Raw genomic sequence first — 20,180 nt, forward strand, 5'->3', positions numbered from 1 at the left:
TTTCCCTCCACTAATCTATTAATTTTCCCTTAACTATGTATCTATCTTTTCCTCTATTTGTACATGTAACTATAGTTATCACTTTTTCATTTAGATCCTGATTTAAAACATCAATATCACTAGGAGAAGTAATAAAAATATCATTAACCTCATACTGAAATACATTAGTTAAAGTTGTAATCTTTATTTTGTCTCCATTTTTAAGCTTGTCTATATTTCTAAAAACCTCATTGTTTATTGTATTTCTGTGTCCTGCAATGCTGAAGTTTCCTTCTTCCCCTGGCATAGCAGTGTTTTCAAAATGACCTATGTTGTTTTCTAAAACATCTAAAGTACTACCTTCAGCAATAACTGTATGCACATCTATTTTTTCTATATCTATTAAGGCCATTCCCTCTCCATTTTTTATTTCTTCTAAAGCATTTTTTTTCTCTTCTTCTGAATAATTAAACTTTACCTCAAAGTCTTTTAAAGTTTTTTTCTCAACATTGCTTCTATAAAATTTTCCTATAAGAACAGTAGAAACTAGAACTAGTCCTAAAACAAATAACCCTTTAGCTAGTTTATTTCTCATATTACTTCTTCCTTTTAGCTATGACTAAGCCAGCTACTACAGCGACTACTACTATTCCGCCTCCAATATAAATCCCAATATTTTTATTTTTTTCTACACTTGTTGCTGTACTTATAGTTTTTTCATCTTTATTGGTCTTATCAGAAGCATTTTCATTACTACTTTCATTGTTTTCTACTTTAGGCGCTTCTAATTTTTCAACAAGAGTTAAGGTATCAAACTTTGGAATCACCTTAAACTGAACATCTCTTTCCATAGGTCCTACATATATTTTTGCTTCTAGCTCTGAATCTTTATTAGGCACCTTAACTTTAAGCTTTATAGTTCCATTCTCTTTGTTTTCCTCAACAACTTCAGCATTCCCCTCATTACCATCTACTAAAACTCTGAAGTTTTCCATATATTCTGTTCCTGAAAAACCTATGGTATATTCCGTTTCATCCCCTAAAATTTTAAGTTGCATACTCTCATTCAAATAACTTCTGGCCATTGACATTCCTATACCTGAATCATGGTAAACATCATTTTTAACCTCATAAATTCCATTTTCTAATTCTCCATTTGCTAAAACATTACTATTTCCCCAACCTCCTGTTAAAGAAATAATCACTGTTAGCATTCCTAATAAAACAGATTTTAAAAGCCTCATCTAATTTCTCCTCCATTCGCTTAAAAATAGTTTGAGAGGAGATCCTCTCAAACTAAACTTCCCTTATTCTTCTCTTTTTTTAATAAACATAGAAGCTCCCATCATTGCCATTCCTAATAATGCAACTGAGTTTCCCCCTACTACTGAACCAGTTTGTGGTAATGTTGATACAGTAAAGTCTTTTACAAACTTCTTAGTATCTTTTAAAAGTTCAACTTTAAAATCAACGTTTCTACCCATTGGTATTACATATAAACTCACTCTAATATCTGCATCTAAATTAGGTATTTCAAATCTTAACTTAATTGAATCTCCATTTTTAGATACAACTTTATAATTGGCATCTTTACCATTAACAGTTATCTTATGATCTTTCATAAACTCTTGGCCTGTGAATGTTAATGTTAAGTAGTTCTTTCCATCAATTTCTTCTAAGTCAGATATCTTATTTAAATATTTTCTTGCCATATCAACTCCAGTTTGACTTTCATGAACAACTTTATTTTCTATTGTGTATAATTTACCCTTCTTAACTTTATTTTCTGTAACTGTAATACTATTTTCTTTGTTAGTTGAGTTTGCATTGTTAGAAGAGCTTGTGCTATCATTTTCCAATTTATTCTCTTCTTCTATAGCAGGTTTATCTTCCCCACTAACTAACTCTAAAGTTCCTTTATTAAGTATTGTTTTAAAACTTACATCTCTACCCATTATGCTTACAAAGGCTGTAACAATTATGTCTGCATCAAGATTTGGTATTTCAAAAGTCATTGTTCTATCACCCTCATTTGGTGTTGCTACCACATCTTTACCATTCACAGTTATTCTAAAATCCTTAAAGAATCCAAACTGTTCTTCATTAAACTTTAATGTAAGAATCTTTTTATCGTCTTTCACCTCTAATTTACTATTCTTAGATAGGGCCTTTCTTGCCATATCATTTCCTATCTCTTGATTTCCATCTCCAATATATGAAACATCATTTTTTATATTGTAGATACCATTCTTTAATTGATTTGCATCTACTATGCCACCTGTATTTTCTTCACTTCCATTTTCTTTATCTTCATTTACATTTCCATTGTTTCCTGAGCCACCCTGATTTTCACTATTCTCATTTCCACCAGGAATATTTTCATTTTCTCCAGCACCAGGTTTGTTATTTTCTTCTGAATTATCATCTAACTTCTTAGCTGTATCATAATTTAAAATAGTTTTGAAACTAACTTCTTTTTCCATCATGCTGACTAATGTAGATACAATAATATCTGAATTTAAATCAGGTATATTAAATTTTATTGTTCTATCTTCTTTATTTGTCTCTGTCTCTACTTTTTCTCCATTAACAGTTACATTAAAGTTTTTTAGAAAATCATATAAATTGCTATTAAAAGTTAATGTAACTGTATTTTTTCCCTTTGATATATCAATTCTTGAATCTTCTGATAGCACTTTTCTAGCCATAGAATTTCCTGTATCTACATTTCCTTGTCCAACATATTGAACTGTATTTTTAAGAGTATAACTACCATCTTCTAAGATTGCTTTTTTATTTACTGTAACTTTCACTGTTTTTTCATCAAATTGACCAGCTGAATCTGTAACTCTATATGTTATAGGATATACCCCTGGAATTTCTGCTTTTCCATCTTTTATAAATGATGTATCTCCACTTATTTCAACTTTTAGATTTGAATCTTCCTTATCTATTCCAATAACTCCAGATAATAAATCAATAGCATCTCCTTGAGTAACATTAATATCCTTAGCATTATTTATAGTAGGTGCCTCATCTAATAAGCTAACAGTATTCATATCATTAACTAGGAACAGTTCAACCTTTCTCCCCATTATTGTTATAAACACCCCTATTTTTACCTTAGTATCAGGTGATGGTACTTCAAATGTTATTGATTTATCATCTTTATTTTCTTCTAATTTTAAATTTTCTCCCCCAGCACTAACTTCAATGTTATTCATAAAACCATATAAATTGCTATTGAAATACACAGTCATTAGTGTTTTCCCATTTTCAATTTTAAATTTTGTTTTATCTTTCACAGCATTTCTTGCCATATTTTCACCAGTTGAATTTCCTTCTTCAACATATGAAGTTATGTTATTAGCTTCGTATATTCCATCTCTAAGTCCTTCTGACTGAACAATTGCAGTATTATTTCTATCATTCATATTTGTAGCTGCATACACTGTATCCGCTCCTGCACCAACTAACATAGATGTTACAAGTGCATATCCTAAAATTTTGTTAATTTTCTTTCTACCCAAAGTTAATCCCCCTTTTGATCTTCTTTTTCTATTGAAAATGATTATCATTAATGTTAATATACTTATATTATCATAGATTTTTATAATTGTTTTTCTCTATATTAGGATTTTTTTTAATATATTAATTTTAAAAAGGAGGATTTTTTGTGATTTTTATAAAATCAGCTCTTGTAGATTTTTATAATTGCTGTGAAGTGCCAATAAGAGTGGTAGATAATAATATGAATATTATTTCTGAAGTGGGCTACTCATCTTTTTATGATTATATATTTAATGATCTAAATTTAAATAGTAAATTTGATCGTTCCTATTTAAAACATAATCATAATGACTCCTTACTTATTACATTTGAGAATAATATATCTTTTTACTCATTATTTAATCATAAATTAATCGATAAAAACTTAATCTTTATAATAGGACCTTTATATCTAAAAGAAGACTTAAAAAATTCTAATGACGATTTAGAACTCTATAAAATACCTTTGAAGACTAAAAATTGTCTTAAGTACTATAATTCCTTGTTAAAAATAATCTTAGAGGAAAAACTTAAGGCTAACTCCTCAGTTTCATATTCTCCTTATGTGTGTAGAGCTATAGATTTTATAGAAAAAAACTATTCAAAAGATTTTAATATAGATTCTCTTTGCTCAGAATTCAAAATAAATAAGGGATACTTCTGTAGTATATTTAAAAATGAAACTGGTCAAACATTTATAAATTTTTTAAATAATTATAGAATTGAAAAAAGTAAAGAATTACTTAAAAACTTTGATTTATCACTTTTAGATATTGCACATAAGGTAGGATTCAGTAACCAAAGCTACTATTGTACCGTATTTAAAAAATTTACTAATCAAACCCCTTTAAAATATAGAGATTCATTATATAAAAAAGGTTTGTAAACTCTTACCCAAGTTTACAAACCTTTTTAATCTCAATATGACATTTTAAAATATTTATATATAATGCACTTTTAAATTAATATGCAATAATTTATTAGTCATAACTTCTGTATTAATTTTTTATTTTCACCAATAGAAGTTATTCCTTTATTAGCTCCACAGTTTCCTTAGCTATCATTAATTCCTCATTAGTTGGAACAACATAGGCTTTAATTTTTGAATCAATAGTTGATATTTCTGCAAGCTTTCCTCTAACTTTATTTTTTTCTCTATCTACAGCTAGTCCTAAAAATTCTAAGTTTTTCAAACATTCTTCTCTAGTTTCTGGAGAATTTTCACCTACACCAGCAGTAAATACTATTACATCTACTCCACCCATATTTACTATAAATGAACCTATTTCAGCTCTTATTCTATAGTGGAATATATCTAGTGCTAATTGTGCTCTCTTATCTCCTTCTAAAGCTGCATTTTCTATATCTCTAAAATCTGAACTAACGCCTGAAATTCCTAGAACTCCTGATTTTTTATTTAGAGATTCAGAAACTTCTTCTATTATATATCCACACTCTTCGATTAAAAATGGGATTATTGATGGATCTATGTTCCCTGATCTAGTACCCATTGGAATCCCTGCAAGTGGAGTAAATCCCATAGTTGTATCTATACATTGTCCACCTTTAATTGCTGATATACTAGCTCCATTTCCTAGGTGACAGCTGATTATTTTTAAATCTTTTATATCTTTTCCCATTGCTTCTGAAACTTTATTAGCTACATATTTATGTGAAGTTCCATGGAATCCATATTTTCTAATTTTATGTTTTTTATATAAATTGTAATCTATAGCATAGATATATGCTTTTTCTGGTAATGTTCCATGAAAGGCTGTATCAAATACAACTACCATTTTTTTATTTGGCATAAGACTTTGACATGCTCTTATTCCAATTATATTTGCTGGATTATGTAGTGGTGCTAGTTTGCTACATTCATTTAAATACTCTATAACATCTTCATCTACAATTACTGAAGAAGAATATTTTTCTCCACCATGAACCACTCTATGACCTACTGCCATAATTTCATCAACAGACTTAATAACTCCGACCTTTGAATCTGTTAAAGTACTTAGTACTATATCTATAGCATCTTTATGATCTTTTATTTCTTTTTCTACTATATATTTTTCGCCCATTTCATTTTTTTGAACTAACCTAGCTTGGTCAAGTCCTATTCTTTCAACTATACCGCTTATGATATCCTTTTCATTGACCATATCAATTAATTTATATTTTAATGATGAACTTCCGCAATTTATTATAAGTATTTTCATTTATATCATTCTCCTAACCTCAATTTAATTAATCTAAAACGTTTAAATACCAATCTTACAATAAATTTTATATTCTAATTAAATTGATTTCAACCGTAAACAAAAAAAATTTACAAAAATATTTTAAAAAATCTTTTTGTTACCAACTTACCAAAATATTTTTTACTTAACCACTAAAACTAACTTGAAAATACTTTTATAATAAGTGGTTTCCATTAACATTAAAATATTGTTAGAAATTATAAATTTCCAACAATATTAAACTGTGTATTAGTAAATAATATAAAATTATATATTTATTATTAACAATAAATTTTATCTTTTAACTTCTTTCTATTTTAACTTTACTTCCACCTATTCCTGCTTCTGCTGGTGTTAGTATTAACTTAACTGGGACTCTATTTTTTATGGATTCAACGTGGCTTATTATACCTACAGATAATCTTTCATTATGCAGTCTTTCTAGTGAACTCATAACCACATCTAAAAGATTATCATCTAATGTTCCAAAGCCCTCATCTAAGAAGAATAATTCTAAAGGTGCTGTTCCTTTTAACTGTATTTGTGATGAAAGTGATAATGCTAATGCTAAGGAAGCTAAGAAAGTTTCTCCCCCTGATAGAGTTGAGGAATCTCTTTCTGCTCCTCCATTTTTATAATCTCTTATTATGAATTTTCCATTTTCATCAACCTCTAATCCATAAACGCCATTAGTTATATCCTTAAGCTTTTTAGATGCCTCTATTGATATATACTTTAGCTGATTTGCTGCGATAAACTCTACAAATTTCTTTCCTTTAAATAATTTTTCTAAATCACTTAAAAGTGCTAGCTTATGTTCTTGCTTAGCTTTAATTTCAAGTATATCCTTCTGCTCCTCAAGTTTTTTCTTTATGGATTCCATTTCAGTAGTAAGTCTAACTTTTAATTCTTGTACTTCTTTCAATTCTTTTTCATTCTTATTTTTTTCCTCAAGAACTTTTATCCACTCTTCTTCAGTTAAACTCTTTCCATCTAATTTTTTTATTAATAATTCTATATTTGCTCTTACTTTAATTAAGTTCTTATCGTAGTCTTCAATAAGCACTTTTAACTTTTCTTTTTCATCCTTAGATAAAATACTTTCTTTAACCTCTAATATTGTTTTGAATCCTTCTTCTTCTAAAGATTTATTTACTTTTTTCTCTTCACTTTCTTTTCTTAGATTTAATGAGTTCAACCCTTCTTTGATAACGGCTACCTCTTGGCTCATATCAATAAATGATTTCTCTAACTTTTCTTTTTCTTCACTTAATCTTAAATAAGATTTTTCTATATCCTCAATTTCTAACTGTACACCCTTTAATAAGCCTTTAATATCTATTTTTTCAATAGACATGGAGTCATCAATTAAATCATTTAAAGCTTCTTTAATCATTCTTTCTTTTTCTCTATAAACTTGTACCTTACCATCTAACAAGGATTTTTGCTCTAAATAATCATCTTTTAATTTATCTCTTTTTTCTCTTAATTCATCCTTTAGCTTATTTGATTCATCTAATTGAGTTCTTATATTCTTAATCTCTTTCTCTAATAAACTTTTTTCTTTATCTTTTTTAGATATTAACTCATTTTCTAGCTTAATATCTTCAATTTTAAGTTCATCTTTTATAACATCTAATTCAGAAATTTTTAGCTTTAATTCCTTATCTAATTCTTTTACCTTTGAAGCTAATTCCTTCTCTCTAACTATTTTTTCACATAAAAGAACTTCTGCTTTATTAAAGATATTTTCTAAATTATTTTTTTCTTCTTTTAATTTTTCTAAATCTTTTTCTAAGCTTTCTTTCTTAACCTTAAAATCATCTACTTCTATTTTTAAAGTATTAAACTCTTCTTCTAACTCTTTTAAGGTTTCTTCTTTAAGTTCTCCTATTTCTTTAATGGTGTTATTTAATTCATTAATTTTCTTATTTTCATATTCTAAAGTAGCTTCTATTTTAGAGAATTCCAAAGTAAGTTCTTTTAGTACTTCTTCCTTACTTTCTAATAAGGTTCTTTTTTCATTTGATAACCCTAGATTGATTTTTTCAACATTATTAAGTTCATGATGTGTTGATCCACACACTGGACAACATTCTCCATCTACTAAACTTTCTCTAAGTTTATGAGCTAATTCTTCAATCTCAACCTTATTTATATAATCTCTAAGTTCTTTTACTTCCTTTTCTAATAATGATTTTTGATTTTCAAATTCTTTAAGTTTATCTTCAAAATTATTTTTTATCTTTAAGGACTCTTCTAGAGACTTTTTCATTTCTCTATATTTATTAAGTTTTTCTCTATATTCTCCAAGCCTTATTTGTTTTTCCAAAATATAATTACTATCTCCTGGAGATTCCTTTAAAAGTTTATCTAAATCATCACTTGTCTTATTTAAAACCTCTAGTTTCTCCTTTAAATCATACTCTGCCTTTTTTTTCTCTTCTGTAAGTTCTTTTATATATTTCTTTAATTCATTCTCTTCATTTTTTACTTCTCTAAATTGTTTAGATAAGTTTTCATAAGAATTTAAAATAAATAGTCCACCATTTATTTTATTTTTAACTTCTTCATCAACAAAAAGCTCTTCTTTTCTTTCTTCTTTTGCTTTTAATTCTTGATTTAATCTCTTTTCATTTTCTTCTATATCATTTAATTTAAGATCACACTTATTTCTCTCATCAAAAATTTTCTTACAAGCTTCTTTTAACTTAACTCCATCAGATTTTATTTGAAAAAGAATACCTCTTTCTCTTTCACTCTCTAATAACTTTTCTTTTTTTAATCTTAAATTAGGTAACTTCTCTTCCTTCCTTTTAGATACCTCTTCAAATTTCAAATTGTTTTCTTCTCTTAATTTTGCAAGTTCCTCTAATTTCTTATTTAACTCACTAAATTTTAATTCACCTTTACTTATTTCCTTTAGAATCTCTTCAAAATTATCTATAAATACTATTACCTTCTCAGCTTTATTTGCAACCTCAACTTTTTCTTTGGAAATTTTTATTTCATCACTTCTACTTACTAAATTTTCTTCCTCAATTTTCTTATCATAAAGTTCTTTTTGAGTATTCCAAACTTTTTCTAACTCCTCAAATTCTTTTTTTATCTTATTTAGTAATTCTTCTTTACTTTTAATACTTAAGTTAATCTCATTTATTTCTTCTTCTTTTTCCTTTAAAGCTTCTTCACTAATTCCTTCATATCCTTTTAGTTGTCCTTCTAAGACATTCATCTTATCCTTTTCTTTTCTTATTTCTAAACTAAGCTTGCTAGAAAGATCATCTCCATATTTTCTAAGATTAAATAATCTCTCAAGCATATTTCTTCTTTCTTTTCCCTCTAATTTAAGGAATTCACTAAACTTTCCTTGAGGTAAAACTACAGTTCTCATAAAGTCATCTAGCTTTAATCCTATGATTTCCTCACATTTAGAAGTAACAGCTTTTGCCTTGTCCTCTAAGACTTCTTCCTCTTCACCTGTTATATCTATTATTTTGGAACTTTTATTTCTTATTCCTCCACTTTTATTATCTCTTTTAAACTCTCTATCTACCCTATATCTTTTTATTTCTTTACCTGTTATTTGAAATTCATAACTTACATAAACACTATCACAGTTAGTGTTTATATAATTTGAACTTTTTCTAGAAATATCGCCATATAAAGCAAGGGTTATACCATCTAAAATAGTAGATTTACCACTTCCAGTTGGTCCAAAAATACCAAAAAGCCCTCTCTCTGTTAGCTTTTGAAAATCAACAACCTGCTTATCTATAAAACTGTTTAATCCCTTAACCTGAAGCTTAATTGGTTTCACTCTCTTCATCCCCTTCCTCTTTAACTATATTAAGTAATAGTTCTAATAAATCATTCTGAGGCTTGACCCCTCTTTCTTTTTCATAAAAATCAGTAAATAGTTCCTCAAAAGACTTTTCTGAGAAGTTTATTTCATCTACTTCCTCTTCATCTAATGTTATTTTAGGAATTATCTCAATAATGTCAGACTTAAGCTTCTTCATAATTTTTATTTCGTCTTCTCGTATATATCTATCTGTCTTTATTTCTAAGTAAACCCAACATTCTCTCTCTTTATTCTCCTCACATTTTTCAATAGCTTCATCAATACTATTACATTTCCAAACCTCTATAGGCTTATACACTTTAAACTTTATTTCATCTATTTTAGCATCTTCGCCAGCTTTAACATCCACAACAAAACACTTTTTTTCAAAGCTTATTTCTTTCTTGTTATACTGAAGTGGAGAGCCTGCATATCTTATTTTTTTATCAGTTCCTGGTAAAACCATAGGCTTGTGTATATGTCCTAAAGCCACATACTGAGCTTCCTTTGGAAAACATTCCTTATCAACTATGAAACTTCCACCAAGCTCTATATTCCTCTCTGAACCAGTATTTTCCGCTCCTGTTGCAAAAAGGTGGGATACTACTAAATTTATTGTATCCTCCTTAAAATTTCCCTTAAGAGAGTCAAATAAAGTTCTTATTCTATCACTATAGCTCTTTACTCTTTCCTCAGTTTCATCCATTGCTCCATATAAAACTTCATTTAATCTTTTTTCGCTTGGATATGGAACAGTTAATACTACAGCTTTCTCTCCAGCTATATCAAATTCAATAAAACCTTCCCCAGAACTTAAAATTTTATTATTTCCGTATTCACCAACTTCAACTACACTTTTAGGAGTACCAACCATTATAATTCCATGTTCTCTAGCTAATGGTCCTGCAGCAACTAATCTCTCTGGATTATCATGATTTCCTGATATAACTAAGGTCATTCTTTCTCCATTAGCTGAAATTTTCTTTAAAGTATCATAAAACATTTTTTCTGCTCTAGCAGGTGGATTACTAGAATCATATACATCTCCCGCTATAATAACTAAATCTATATTATTATCTTTTACTATATGGACAAAGTCCTCTAGAAATTGTTCTTGTTCATCCATACGACTTAATCCTTCTAAGTTCTTTCCTAAATGCCAATCAGCAGTGTGAAGTATTCTCATACCGACTCTCTCCTAACACTCTTAATTTTTATATTATTTAATCTTGACTATGTTTTAAATCAGTATTTACCTAAAACAAAGTCTAAACTTAAAAATTTGTTACTATTTTATTTATTATAAATATTATACTAAACCTAATTTACATTTAATAAACTTTTTATAAAAACTTATACTTTAATAATTTAGTATTATCATTTTAATCTTTATATTTTTTATTAAAATCATATCATTTTTGTTAATAACAATTATTTTTAAATAATTGTTAGTATAAATTTCAAAGAAATATATATTTTATTATTAAATTTTATAAAAATTATTATCTTATGAACATAATTCGCAAAACAATATATTTGATACCACTACCCCTAAAGAGTATATTAAAAGCATAAAGAAGGTTGCTATAACCTATTAAGTTTTACCTAATATCTTATAGGAGCCTTTAATAAAATTTACGAGGTGATATTTATGAATTCATTCATGATGGATATAAAAACTAATAGTAACGATTTACATACTGTAGCTGAAAAAACAGGTTTCTTAAAAAGATTATTAGAAGGTAAGGCTTCTACAGAAAGCTATGGTGAATATCTTTATAATCTTTACGAGGTATATAAAGCACTTGAAGCTAATTTAGAAAAAAACAAAGAAAATAAAGTTGTTAAAAACTTTGTAATTCCTGAAATTTATCGTGCTAGCGCAATACATAAAGACATATCATACTTCTTAGGAGAAAGATTAAATACTATTAAACCTATAGCTTCTACAAAAGCTTATGTAGATAAAATAAATGAATTAGGTGAAACTTCTCCTGAACTTTTAGTTGCTCATGCTTACACTAGATATCTTGCTGATTTATTTGGTGGAAGAACAATGTATGGAATCATGAAAACTCTATATAACGTAGATGAAGCAAGATTAAATTATTATAAATATGATAAGCTTAATGATGGCCCAGAAATGAAAAATTTTGTTATGAATTATCATAATACACTTAACAATATTGAATTAGATGATCAAATGAAAGAAAAATTCATAAATGAAGTTGCTAATTCTTATATATATAACATAGCAATTTCTAACGAAATAGATTTTATAAAATTTGGTAATTTAAAAAACTAAACATTTATATAATCAATTATATTCAACAAAACAAATCCTTTAAAATAAGCTAGATTTATCTAGCTTATTTTTTTATAAACAATAAGAGCTATGGTTAAACCATAGCTCTTCCCCTAGTAATGCCATTTCACCGATAATTTTGCCCGTAAAATATCGGTCTTTATGAGGTCTTTTCACTTTGTATACTTCCCTATTTTTTAAATTTATAATCATATTTTCTTTATATTTTATAAGTTTATCATTTACTCTCTACCTAATTCATATATATATCAATATTAAAATTTCTATTCAGATTTTTCCATAAATGCTATTCACTTTTTATGAACAATTATTGTTTTTAGTTGCTATTTATTCAAAGAATATTTATAATATATTTGCTTTGATAAAAAGTAATGATAAATAGGAGGTTTAATGATGAGTTTTAATGCTACTCAAATGTATGAAAAACTTTTGACTTGGATTACAACTAATGGATTTAAATTATTAATTAGTTTAATCTTACTTTACACTGGTTGGAAACTTATTAATAAGGTAATTAAAATTTTAGCTAACATACTTAGACAAAGAAATGTAGATGCTACATTAACATCATTTATGGAGGCTTTTACTGATATATCTCTAAAAATTCTTTTAGTTATAACTTTAATGAGTTATGTTGGATTTGATATAGCTGGTTTAGCAGCTCTTATAGCTTCTGCTGGTTTAGCAGTTGGACTTGCCCTACAAGGAAGTTTATCTAACTTTGCTGGTGGAGTAATAATCCTTTTATTAAGACCATTTAGGGTTGGTGATTTTATAGAAGCTGTTGGTTACTCAGGAACAGTTGAAAAAATAACTGTTTTCTATACACATTTAGCAACCCCAGATAATAAAGAAATATTAATTCCTAATGGTACACTGGCTAATGGAAGTCTTATTAACTATTCAGCTAAGGATACTAGAAGAGTTGATTTAGTATTTGGCGTCGGCTATGATGATGATATCATTAAAGTGAAAAATGTTCTTTGGGATATTATAAATAAAAATGATTTAATACTAAAAACACCTGAAGCCTTTGTCGGTATAAGTCAACATGCTGCAAGCTCTATTAATTTCACAGTTAGAGTTTGGGCCAAGCAAGAAGATTATTGGACAATCTATTTTGATTTATTAGAACAAGTTAAGTTAAGATTTGATGAAGAAAAGATAAGCATTCCATATCCTCAAATGGATGTACACTTAAATAAATAAAATAACAAAAAGCCTAAACTAAATGCATCGAGCCATGCATTTAATTTAGGCTTTTATCAATCCTACCACACTAAATCTTAAATGATTATCTTATCTATATAATAACGTTTTCAAAGAATTTTGTCAATATCTTTTTTCAAAATATTGACAATTGGTATATTTAACCTATTTTTATTAATATAAAAACTCATCTTCTATATAGTTAGTCAAATCATAATCTTCTAAGATCAGCTTATTGCTATCTAAAACCTCTCTATTATCCATATAGAACTTTAGATTTTCTTTACTTATTATATTAAAGTTTAAGTCTGCAAAATACCACGTTGATTCATTTCCATCGCCAAAATAACTACTTACAGGTATTTCAGTAAACTTATAATAAATATTATTATTTATATAATAAGGTCTTTCAGCATCAAATATTAAACATGTATCTTCGAAAAATCTTTTTGTTAACTTTATTGGTTTTAAAATATATCCTTTTTGATTATTGAATTCTCTCTCTTTATCATATGGAAGATTTTTGGCCTTTTTAAATTGTATATAATACTCTTTTCCTGCACTCCCAATACTACGCACATCTGGATCAACTTCATTATTCTCTAAATAAAGATTAAGCAGTTCTACATTTTTTTCTTCTTCACTTAAATTTTCTAAGTTTTTCTTAGGTTTAGAACTATAAGTGTTAAATCCCTTACTCATTTCAATACTATTTTCTATATTTATTACTTCTGCTTCAATATTTTTATTTTTTAACTTATCATTCTCTTCTTTTATTATATTAACCATAATTTCAGCATTACCTAAATCATCACGATTAATATATGTTTTAGCTTCAAAAACTTTAGATTCTAATTTTTTTACTTTCTTATGTTCAAACTCTTCTATCCCTACTATAGCTACACCTGTAACTAAAACACCTATCATCCCCAATATAAGGAATCTTTTCATCTTTATCCCTCGCTTATCTAAATTGTATATCTTTTAGTTTTTTGATTTTTCATCCTGTATTTCTTTTATTAATCCTATGTTATATCTCTCATATTCATTGATTTCAGCATTTGTCCCCTTAAATGTTACATCCTTTGAATACCAATCCTTATTCTCAAAATAATTTTTATACTTATCATCAGTAAAAACAAAACCATGTCTTGCTAGAATTTCCGCTTTAATTAATCCCAATGTATCATAATCATATTTTTCTAATTCATCTTTAGTAAGTTTTCTACTATAACTATCTGGGATTATATAACCAACTAATTGATTATATTTTGAATCATCTTTAAAACAAGCATCTTTAGAATTTCCGCTTCTATATTCACTAGCTAAAGTGTCTTGTCCACTTTCTTCTAAAGCTTGTTTTAACTCATTATAATTTTTGTACTCTTTTATATTATACCCATTATTCTCTGCTTGTCTCAAATAATAAGCACATTCATTGTATTTTTCCATTGAAAAGGCCTCTTCGGCTTTATCCTGATATACCTTGATTATTATATTATTTTTATCTTTCTCTTTAAGGTTACTTACTTTTGAAATTTCATCACTTACTTTATCATTACCTTCTAAACTATCATATATGTCATCTAATACAGCATTTGTATATTTAAAACTTAAGGCTTTATTATAATACTCTAATTGTTCACTTTCAATGTTAGAATTATTTGCTCTCATTACATAATAACTATACATTATATCCTTCCAGAAAGCTAAAGAAGTGGCAATTAATATTATTATAATTAATACTATAATTAATCTCCTTCTTTTTCTCTTAAGAGTTTTCTTGTTATTCATAGTTTTCCTCCATTTACTTTATCATTAGCTACAAATACTTTATTTTAAGGCTATGTTTTAAAGCAGAATTTATTTTTAAATAAGTCTTAAGGACTAACTAAAAATCAATATTCACCTAAAACAAAGCTTATATTAATAATTTTTGTTATATGTAAAAAAGTTATATTTTTTATAACTAATTTTATGTTATAATTAAGTAAAATTTATAGATAATGCTAATTACTACAACATTATTAATATAATTTGTTCTTTTTCACCCTTATGAGAATTGTAACAAAAACAAAAAATTTATTTGTCTGAAATAATAAATACATATATAAGTTAGCATTATTTATAAATTTAAAGCTGGTATGAATATACCAGCTTTTTTATTTAGCAAAATCGAAATTATCTTCTTTAAAGCTCTCCATAAGTTTATAATTATTCTTTATTAATTTATCTAATTTCTCACTCTTTAAAGTATTTTCTTTAAGATCGATTCGTATGTCTTCCAATCCACTTTCTTTGTCAGCTAATATTTCCTCAAGCTCTCTAATAGTTAGAAGTTCATTTTCAAAGACTCCAGATTCTTTGGCTTGCTCAATAAGTTTATCTTCTAACAATCTTATATTTTTATTTATCTCAAGCTTATTCAATTTATATTTCCATGTATCAAGGGAAAATAAATTCTTAACAAATCCTCTATCTTTAAGGCTATGTTCTTCTGATAGCTCTATAAGATTTTTTTGGTTAACAGCTCTACTGTATTCTTCATAAGAATCAAAGTTTTTTATTTCTTCAGATTCAAAAACTTTTTCTCTAAACATATTCCATTGAGCCTTTATAGCATTTTCAGTATTATCTTTTTCTGCTACAAACTTTCTTTCGTTCGTAATTAATAACTCTCTCTCATCTTGGACTTCTTTAAGGTTTTTTTCTAAGTTATTTTTTTCAGAAAGTATTTTATCATACTTTTCTTTTTCTTCTAACCAAGCCTCAACTAATTGGTTATAATATATTTTTTCTCTTCTTTCTTTTCTTAATATCTTATTTGATATGCTTATTTCCATTACAAATATAGGAACTAGAATTTCTCTAGAAATTTTAAATTCCTTTAACAAAATTACTAATAATAAAGGTCCTATATATGCTCTTAACATGTCATGCCTAGTTCTAAATTCATAAAAATCAAAATCTTTTTGAAAAGCTACATAAATTGAAAATATTGATCTTATAACGAATTCAGAGCTCTCACTTATTCCACAATCTAAAGCAGCATTTAAGAATTTAACCTGATTTAATCTTATGTTTTCTTTAATTGTATTCTCAGATATATCAGTGAAATTCATCTTGTTTAAGATTATCTTTCTCTCATCTAAAGGTATAGTTCTTAAGACTTCGTAGATTATGTCTGAAATCTTATCCTTATTCTGTTCATCCTTGTTTATCTCCGCTGAAAGGCTATTTATTATAACAATTAAATAATAATTAACTATAGCTTCTAACTTATCTACTTTTCCATTAAAAGCATCACGCTTTTCAATTATAAAATAAGCTTTTTCAACTATACTATCTAAAGATTTATCAAAAGTAGGTTTATCTGCCACTGAAGCTGAAGGTGTGTTAGTAAGCTTTAATAAAATATAATATAACTTTAATTTTAAAATATTATCAGGATATTTTTTTAGTTCTTCAACTTCTTTCTCAATAAACTTTATAAATTCTTTTCTTTGAGATTTTAAAAATATACCTCTAGATTTGTTTAGAAAAATACTTCCTAAGCTTAAACTCTTTAAAAAGGCATAAACAACTCTAAGTTCATATCCTTGTAAAGATAAGAACCCTTTATAAAAATCAGGATATTTACTATTACTTCCTTCAATAGATTCATCTTTTTCAACATAATTCATAAGCTTAACTTGAAGCTCTTTAAAGTTATTTAGTACCTCTTGTAATTCTACCTCTTTTTTTTCTAATTTTTCTGTAAGATCTTTCTTCTCTTCCTTCACACTTTTCAACAAAGCCTCAAGTTCCTCTTGTTTTTGTTCATCATCACTGTTTGTTTTTATTTGTTTTTCCAGACTTATAATAAATTTTTTCTTATTCTCAAGTACTTTTTTATCTATAGCTAAATCACATTCACTCTCTTTTAAGCTTTCTGGAGTAATAAAATTATAGTCTTCATCTATACTAATCTCTTTTGTTATGTTTTTTAAGTACCATATTAAAATCTCATGTACTTTTTTTAGTGCTAATAATGTACTGCTTTCATCTTCCAGATTACTATCTATTTCTTTATTTGCACTTTTATCTCCCTTAATTCTTAGGTATTCTCCTGATTCTATAACCCAGCTAGGAATATATTCTTTTAGATTATTTAAAGTCTTTCTAAAATTAACTTCTTTATTTTCTTCACTTCTTACCCCATATTTTTCTTCAAGCTTAACTAACAGGTCTTCAACAACCATTCTTGAAGCTATATACGTTAAAACTGCATGAGTTTCCCATGCCTTTTCAGCATTTTTTAATAAATCGTAATATCCTTCAATGCTTGTTTTCAATATAAAATCAAAATTTGTACTTCTTTTACTCTCCATACTTTCCCCTCTAAAGCATATATTTTTTATGTTAATGCTTGTTACCTTTGAATAGTTCGTAAACACCTTTTAAGAATACTTGAGTTTTTTTATCCTCAAGCTTTTTAAACTTATTATTAAAGTATTTTTTGTTAGATTCAACTTTAAGATTAACAAAATCTATATCTTTTTTAACATCTTCAATAAAAGTTTTATGTTTTATTATGTAAATATATTCTTCATAACATAAGTTTAAATTATAAAATGATTTTCTTATCATAAATATCAATGTTATTGCTATAAATACACCTAATACTGAAATTATTCTAGCTATAATATTATAATGTTGATTATAATTATTAACCATATCAACAACTACACTACTGGACATTATACTATTTATATTTTCTATAGCTATTAATATTACAAAAATTATAAAATATGTTATTCCTAAATATTTAACTCTTGTATATGCTAACTTTTCAAGGTTACTTTTTTCCTCAACATTAATATTAATATTATCTACTGATGATATAATATCACTTATTCCTGATAAAATTAAAACCATAGCAATTATACACATAATATATACATCTAATGATTTATTAAGTCCATATTCACTGCCAAAAAATTTATAGCTTATTATTCCTAAAATTGTATAACCTATTATAACTTTAAAATCTCCTAAGATAAATTTCTCTTTTATTACTTTTATCTTAGATACAATAAATATTACCGCTATTACTAATATAAATTTAACAATTAATTCTCTATATACAAAGACTTTATTAAATATAAATTCAAATAAATTTTTATTATTTATCTTTGAATTCATTCTTCCTAAGGTATCTATTAAAATAAATAACATAGGTATTAACATTATTAATATAGATACTTCTTTATAGTTATTAAAGTTTTTTCTTTCATCTATCATAGCAACACCTCCATCCATATCTATTTTATAAACATTCTGTAAACTCTATCTTTTATTATATACCTTTAATTTTTATGTTAAAATATCTTAAACACAAAAAAGTTATGAAATAATTACATACTTCATAACTTTTAAAATACTAATATGCTATATTATAATTCCTTAAAGTTCCAATTAATATACCATCTAAATAAATTTCTCCATTTCTTTTAATAAATCCTCTCTTACCTTCTATATATATAATTCCACCGGGTTTTAATATTCCTGCATATCTTCCGTCTAAATATATACATCCATCAGTACCTACTAAACCTCTTCTATTGTTTAGATAAAACTCTTTAATGCATGTTTCTTGTCTCCTTAGCATATATACCCCTCCATTATATATTTCTTGTTTTAAGATTATATTATTAATAAATATTAAATATTACATAAAAAGCATCTAGTTTTAAAAAACTAGATGCTTGAATTATCTTATCTATTTTCAACTATTATATCCTTAGGTTTTATCACATGACTTTCCCTAAAACGTCTATATAAAGTTAGATCTCCTTTAAATAAGAACCTACTAACTAAGCTCTTATCTATTAAAACCGTTATAAGCAATGGCACACTTACTCCAATTATAGTGAACATTATATAGTCAAAATGGAATATATCCATAAATAAAGTAGCAACTTGCTTATGTAGATACATTATTACAAGAGAATTTACTCCCATTATAGTAAATAACTTTTTATATTTTAACTTACTGATTTGATAACTTAAAGATAAAATAAATACTGTTATAGTTACTGGCATTATCAAATCAAATATTGGACTTTGGTAGAATGAGTATTTTATATTTAAATAATAATAAATCCCCATACTAGTATTCATTCTGAATAGTATAACAATAGCTATTCCAGATGCTATTAATGTATTTACTGATTCAAATATTTTTTGAATGTTTTTTTTGCTTATATAGTATCCTAGAGCGTAATATGGTAATGTTATTAAAACAGTATCTAAGTTCCAGAAAACAAACTGCTTACTAGTTATTTCTGTTATACTTGATGGTATAAAACTCATTGAATATATATGAGCTAAAACATAACTTAAAGCACACACTATAAATAATCTTCTAGGTTTTAATAATTTATTTAGCTGATCAAATATTACTTTAGTAACAAACATTACAGGAATAAACCAAAACACACCCCATGTTGCCTTCCCACCATATACATATTTAAGTATTTCATGTAGTAAATCACCAAAACCAAAATTTCCATGATAATACATCATATAATTGAAACTTATATCAACTAATGAGAACATTGCATATGGAATAAAAAATTTTATCGCCTGTTCCTTTATAGATATTCCTTTTTTATAAAGCATTCCACTTATTATAAAGAATGCAGGCATATGGAACCAATAAAGATACGGAGCTTTTTCAAAGGGAGCATGACATAGTACAACACTTATTATTAAAATCCCCTTGGCAATATCTAAGTAATCTAATCTTTTCTTTGGTAATACAGTATTCATATCATTTCTCCTACTCATTAATATAATATTGATATTACTCCCTATTTATTTTCCCCATAAATTATCTAAATATGAATATATATCAATAACTTATTTTTAATTAGTTAGATTTTTCAAATCTAGTTACTCCTAATATGATACTTTTATAATGAAACTTTAGTTTGAACTTTATATGAATTCGAAATTAAATATATATAAATTTTAACGTTAAAAAAAG

General features: G+C 26.4%; 15 protein-coding genes. 3 read left to right on the top strand and 12 right to left on the bottom strand.

From position 1 onward, the window contains the following. Positions 1–10: 10 nt before the first annotated feature. The 3 genes from OIF33_RS16445 to OIF33_RS16455 all read right to left on the bottom strand — a co-directional run bounded on the left by OIF33_RS16445 (position 11) and on the right by OIF33_RS16455 (position 3,509). Entirely contained in the window at positions 11–574 is a 564-nt protein-coding gene (locus tag OIF33_RS16445; RefSeq protein ID WP_322505322.1) for a class D sortase, read from the bottom strand. A gap of 1 nt (position 575) precedes the next feature. Next, positions 576–1,223, bottom strand: coding sequence for an NEAT domain-containing protein (locus tag OIF33_RS16450; RefSeq protein WP_322505323.1), 648 nt, complete (start codon positions 1,221–1,223; stop codon positions 576–578). 63 nt (positions 1,224–1,286) lie between these two features. Further along, on the bottom strand, positions 1,287–3,509 hold the full coding sequence (locus OIF33_RS16455; RefSeq protein WP_322505324.1) for an NEAT domain-containing protein: 2,223 nt from the start codon (positions 3,507–3,509) through the stop codon (positions 1,287–1,289). A gap of 146 nt (positions 3,510–3,655) precedes the next feature. On the opposite strand from OIF33_RS16455, the gene OIF33_RS16460 reads away from it, so the two are divergent. Then, entirely contained in the window at positions 3,656–4,414 is a 759-nt protein-coding gene (locus tag OIF33_RS16460) for an AraC family transcriptional regulator (protein WP_322505325.1), read from the top strand. A gap of 139 nt (positions 4,415–4,553) precedes the next feature. Here the strand turns inward: OIF33_RS16460 and OIF33_RS16465 are convergent, their stop codons facing one another. The 3 genes from OIF33_RS16465 to OIF33_RS16475 form a co-directional block, all read right to left on the bottom strand. After that, complete coding sequence (locus OIF33_RS16465; RefSeq protein WP_322505326.1) at positions 4,554–5,750, bottom strand: acetate kinase; 1,197 nt, start codon at positions 5,748–5,750, stop codon at positions 4,554–4,556. A gap of 322 nt (positions 5,751–6,072) precedes the next feature. Further along, the gene (locus OIF33_RS16470) at positions 6,073–9,591 is read right to left on the bottom strand and encodes an AAA family ATPase (RefSeq protein WP_322505327.1); all 3,519 of its coding nucleotides are present in this window, start codon (positions 9,589–9,591) and stop codon (positions 6,073–6,075) included. After that, positions 9,578–10,801 (bottom strand): exonuclease SbcCD subunit D, encoded by a 1,224-nt coding sequence (locus OIF33_RS16475; protein WP_322505328.1) that lies wholly within the window; start codon positions 10,799–10,801, stop codon positions 9,578–9,580. Before OIF33_RS16475 ends, OIF33_RS16470 begins: the two co-directional genes overlap by 14 nt. 465 nt (positions 10,802–11,266) lie before the next feature. Between OIF33_RS16475 and OIF33_RS16480 the strand changes: the two genes are divergently transcribed. After that, complete coding sequence (locus OIF33_RS16480; RefSeq protein ID WP_322505329.1) at positions 11,267–11,920, top strand: biliverdin-producing heme oxygenase; 654 nt, start codon at positions 11,267–11,269, stop codon at positions 11,918–11,920. Between the two features lie 414 nt (positions 11,921–12,334). Continuing rightward, entirely contained in the window at positions 12,335–13,150 is an 816-nt protein-coding gene (locus OIF33_RS16485) for a mechanosensitive ion channel family protein (RefSeq protein WP_322505348.1), read from the top strand. Positions 13,151–13,324: 174 nt separating this feature from the next. Here OIF33_RS16485 and OIF33_RS16490 read toward each other — a convergent pair whose 3' ends face one another. The 6 genes from OIF33_RS16490 to OIF33_RS16515 all read right to left on the bottom strand — a co-directional run bounded on the left by OIF33_RS16490 (position 13,325) and on the right by OIF33_RS16515 (position 19,963). After that, a complete protein-coding gene (locus OIF33_RS16490) occupies positions 13,325–14,101 on the bottom strand; it encodes a hypothetical protein (protein WP_322505330.1) in 777 nt (258 codons plus the stop codon). Positions 14,102–14,134: 33 nt separating this feature from the next. Next, on the bottom strand, positions 14,135–14,944 hold the full coding sequence (locus OIF33_RS16495) for a YARHG domain-containing protein (protein ID WP_322505331.1): 810 nt from the start codon (positions 14,942–14,944) through the stop codon (positions 14,135–14,137). A gap of 368 nt (positions 14,945–15,312) precedes the next feature. After that, positions 15,313–17,520 (bottom strand): hypothetical protein, encoded by a 2,208-nt coding sequence (locus OIF33_RS16500; protein ID WP_322505332.1) that lies wholly within the window; start codon positions 17,518–17,520, stop codon positions 15,313–15,315. A gap of 31 nt (positions 17,521–17,551) precedes the next feature. Continuing rightward, positions 17,552–18,433: a hypothetical protein gene (locus OIF33_RS16505; RefSeq protein WP_322505333.1), complete on the bottom strand. Its 882-nt coding sequence runs from the start codon at positions 18,431–18,433 to the stop codon at positions 17,552–17,554. Positions 18,434–18,572: 139 nt separating this feature from the next. Next, positions 18,573–18,800 (bottom strand): hypothetical protein, encoded by a 228-nt coding sequence (locus tag OIF33_RS16510; protein ID WP_322505334.1) that lies wholly within the window; start codon positions 18,798–18,800, stop codon positions 18,573–18,575. Between the two features lie 107 nt (positions 18,801–18,907). Next, on the bottom strand, positions 18,908–19,963 hold the full coding sequence (locus tag OIF33_RS16515) for an acyltransferase family protein (RefSeq protein WP_322505335.1): 1,056 nt from the start codon (positions 19,961–19,963) through the stop codon (positions 18,908–18,910). Positions 19,964–20,180: the final 217 nt, after the last annotated feature.

Source organism: Clostridium sp. LIBA-8841, from assembly GCF_034439435.1.
In the GTDB taxonomy this organism is placed as follows: Bacteria; Bacillota; Clostridia; order Clostridiales; family Clostridiaceae; genus Sarcina.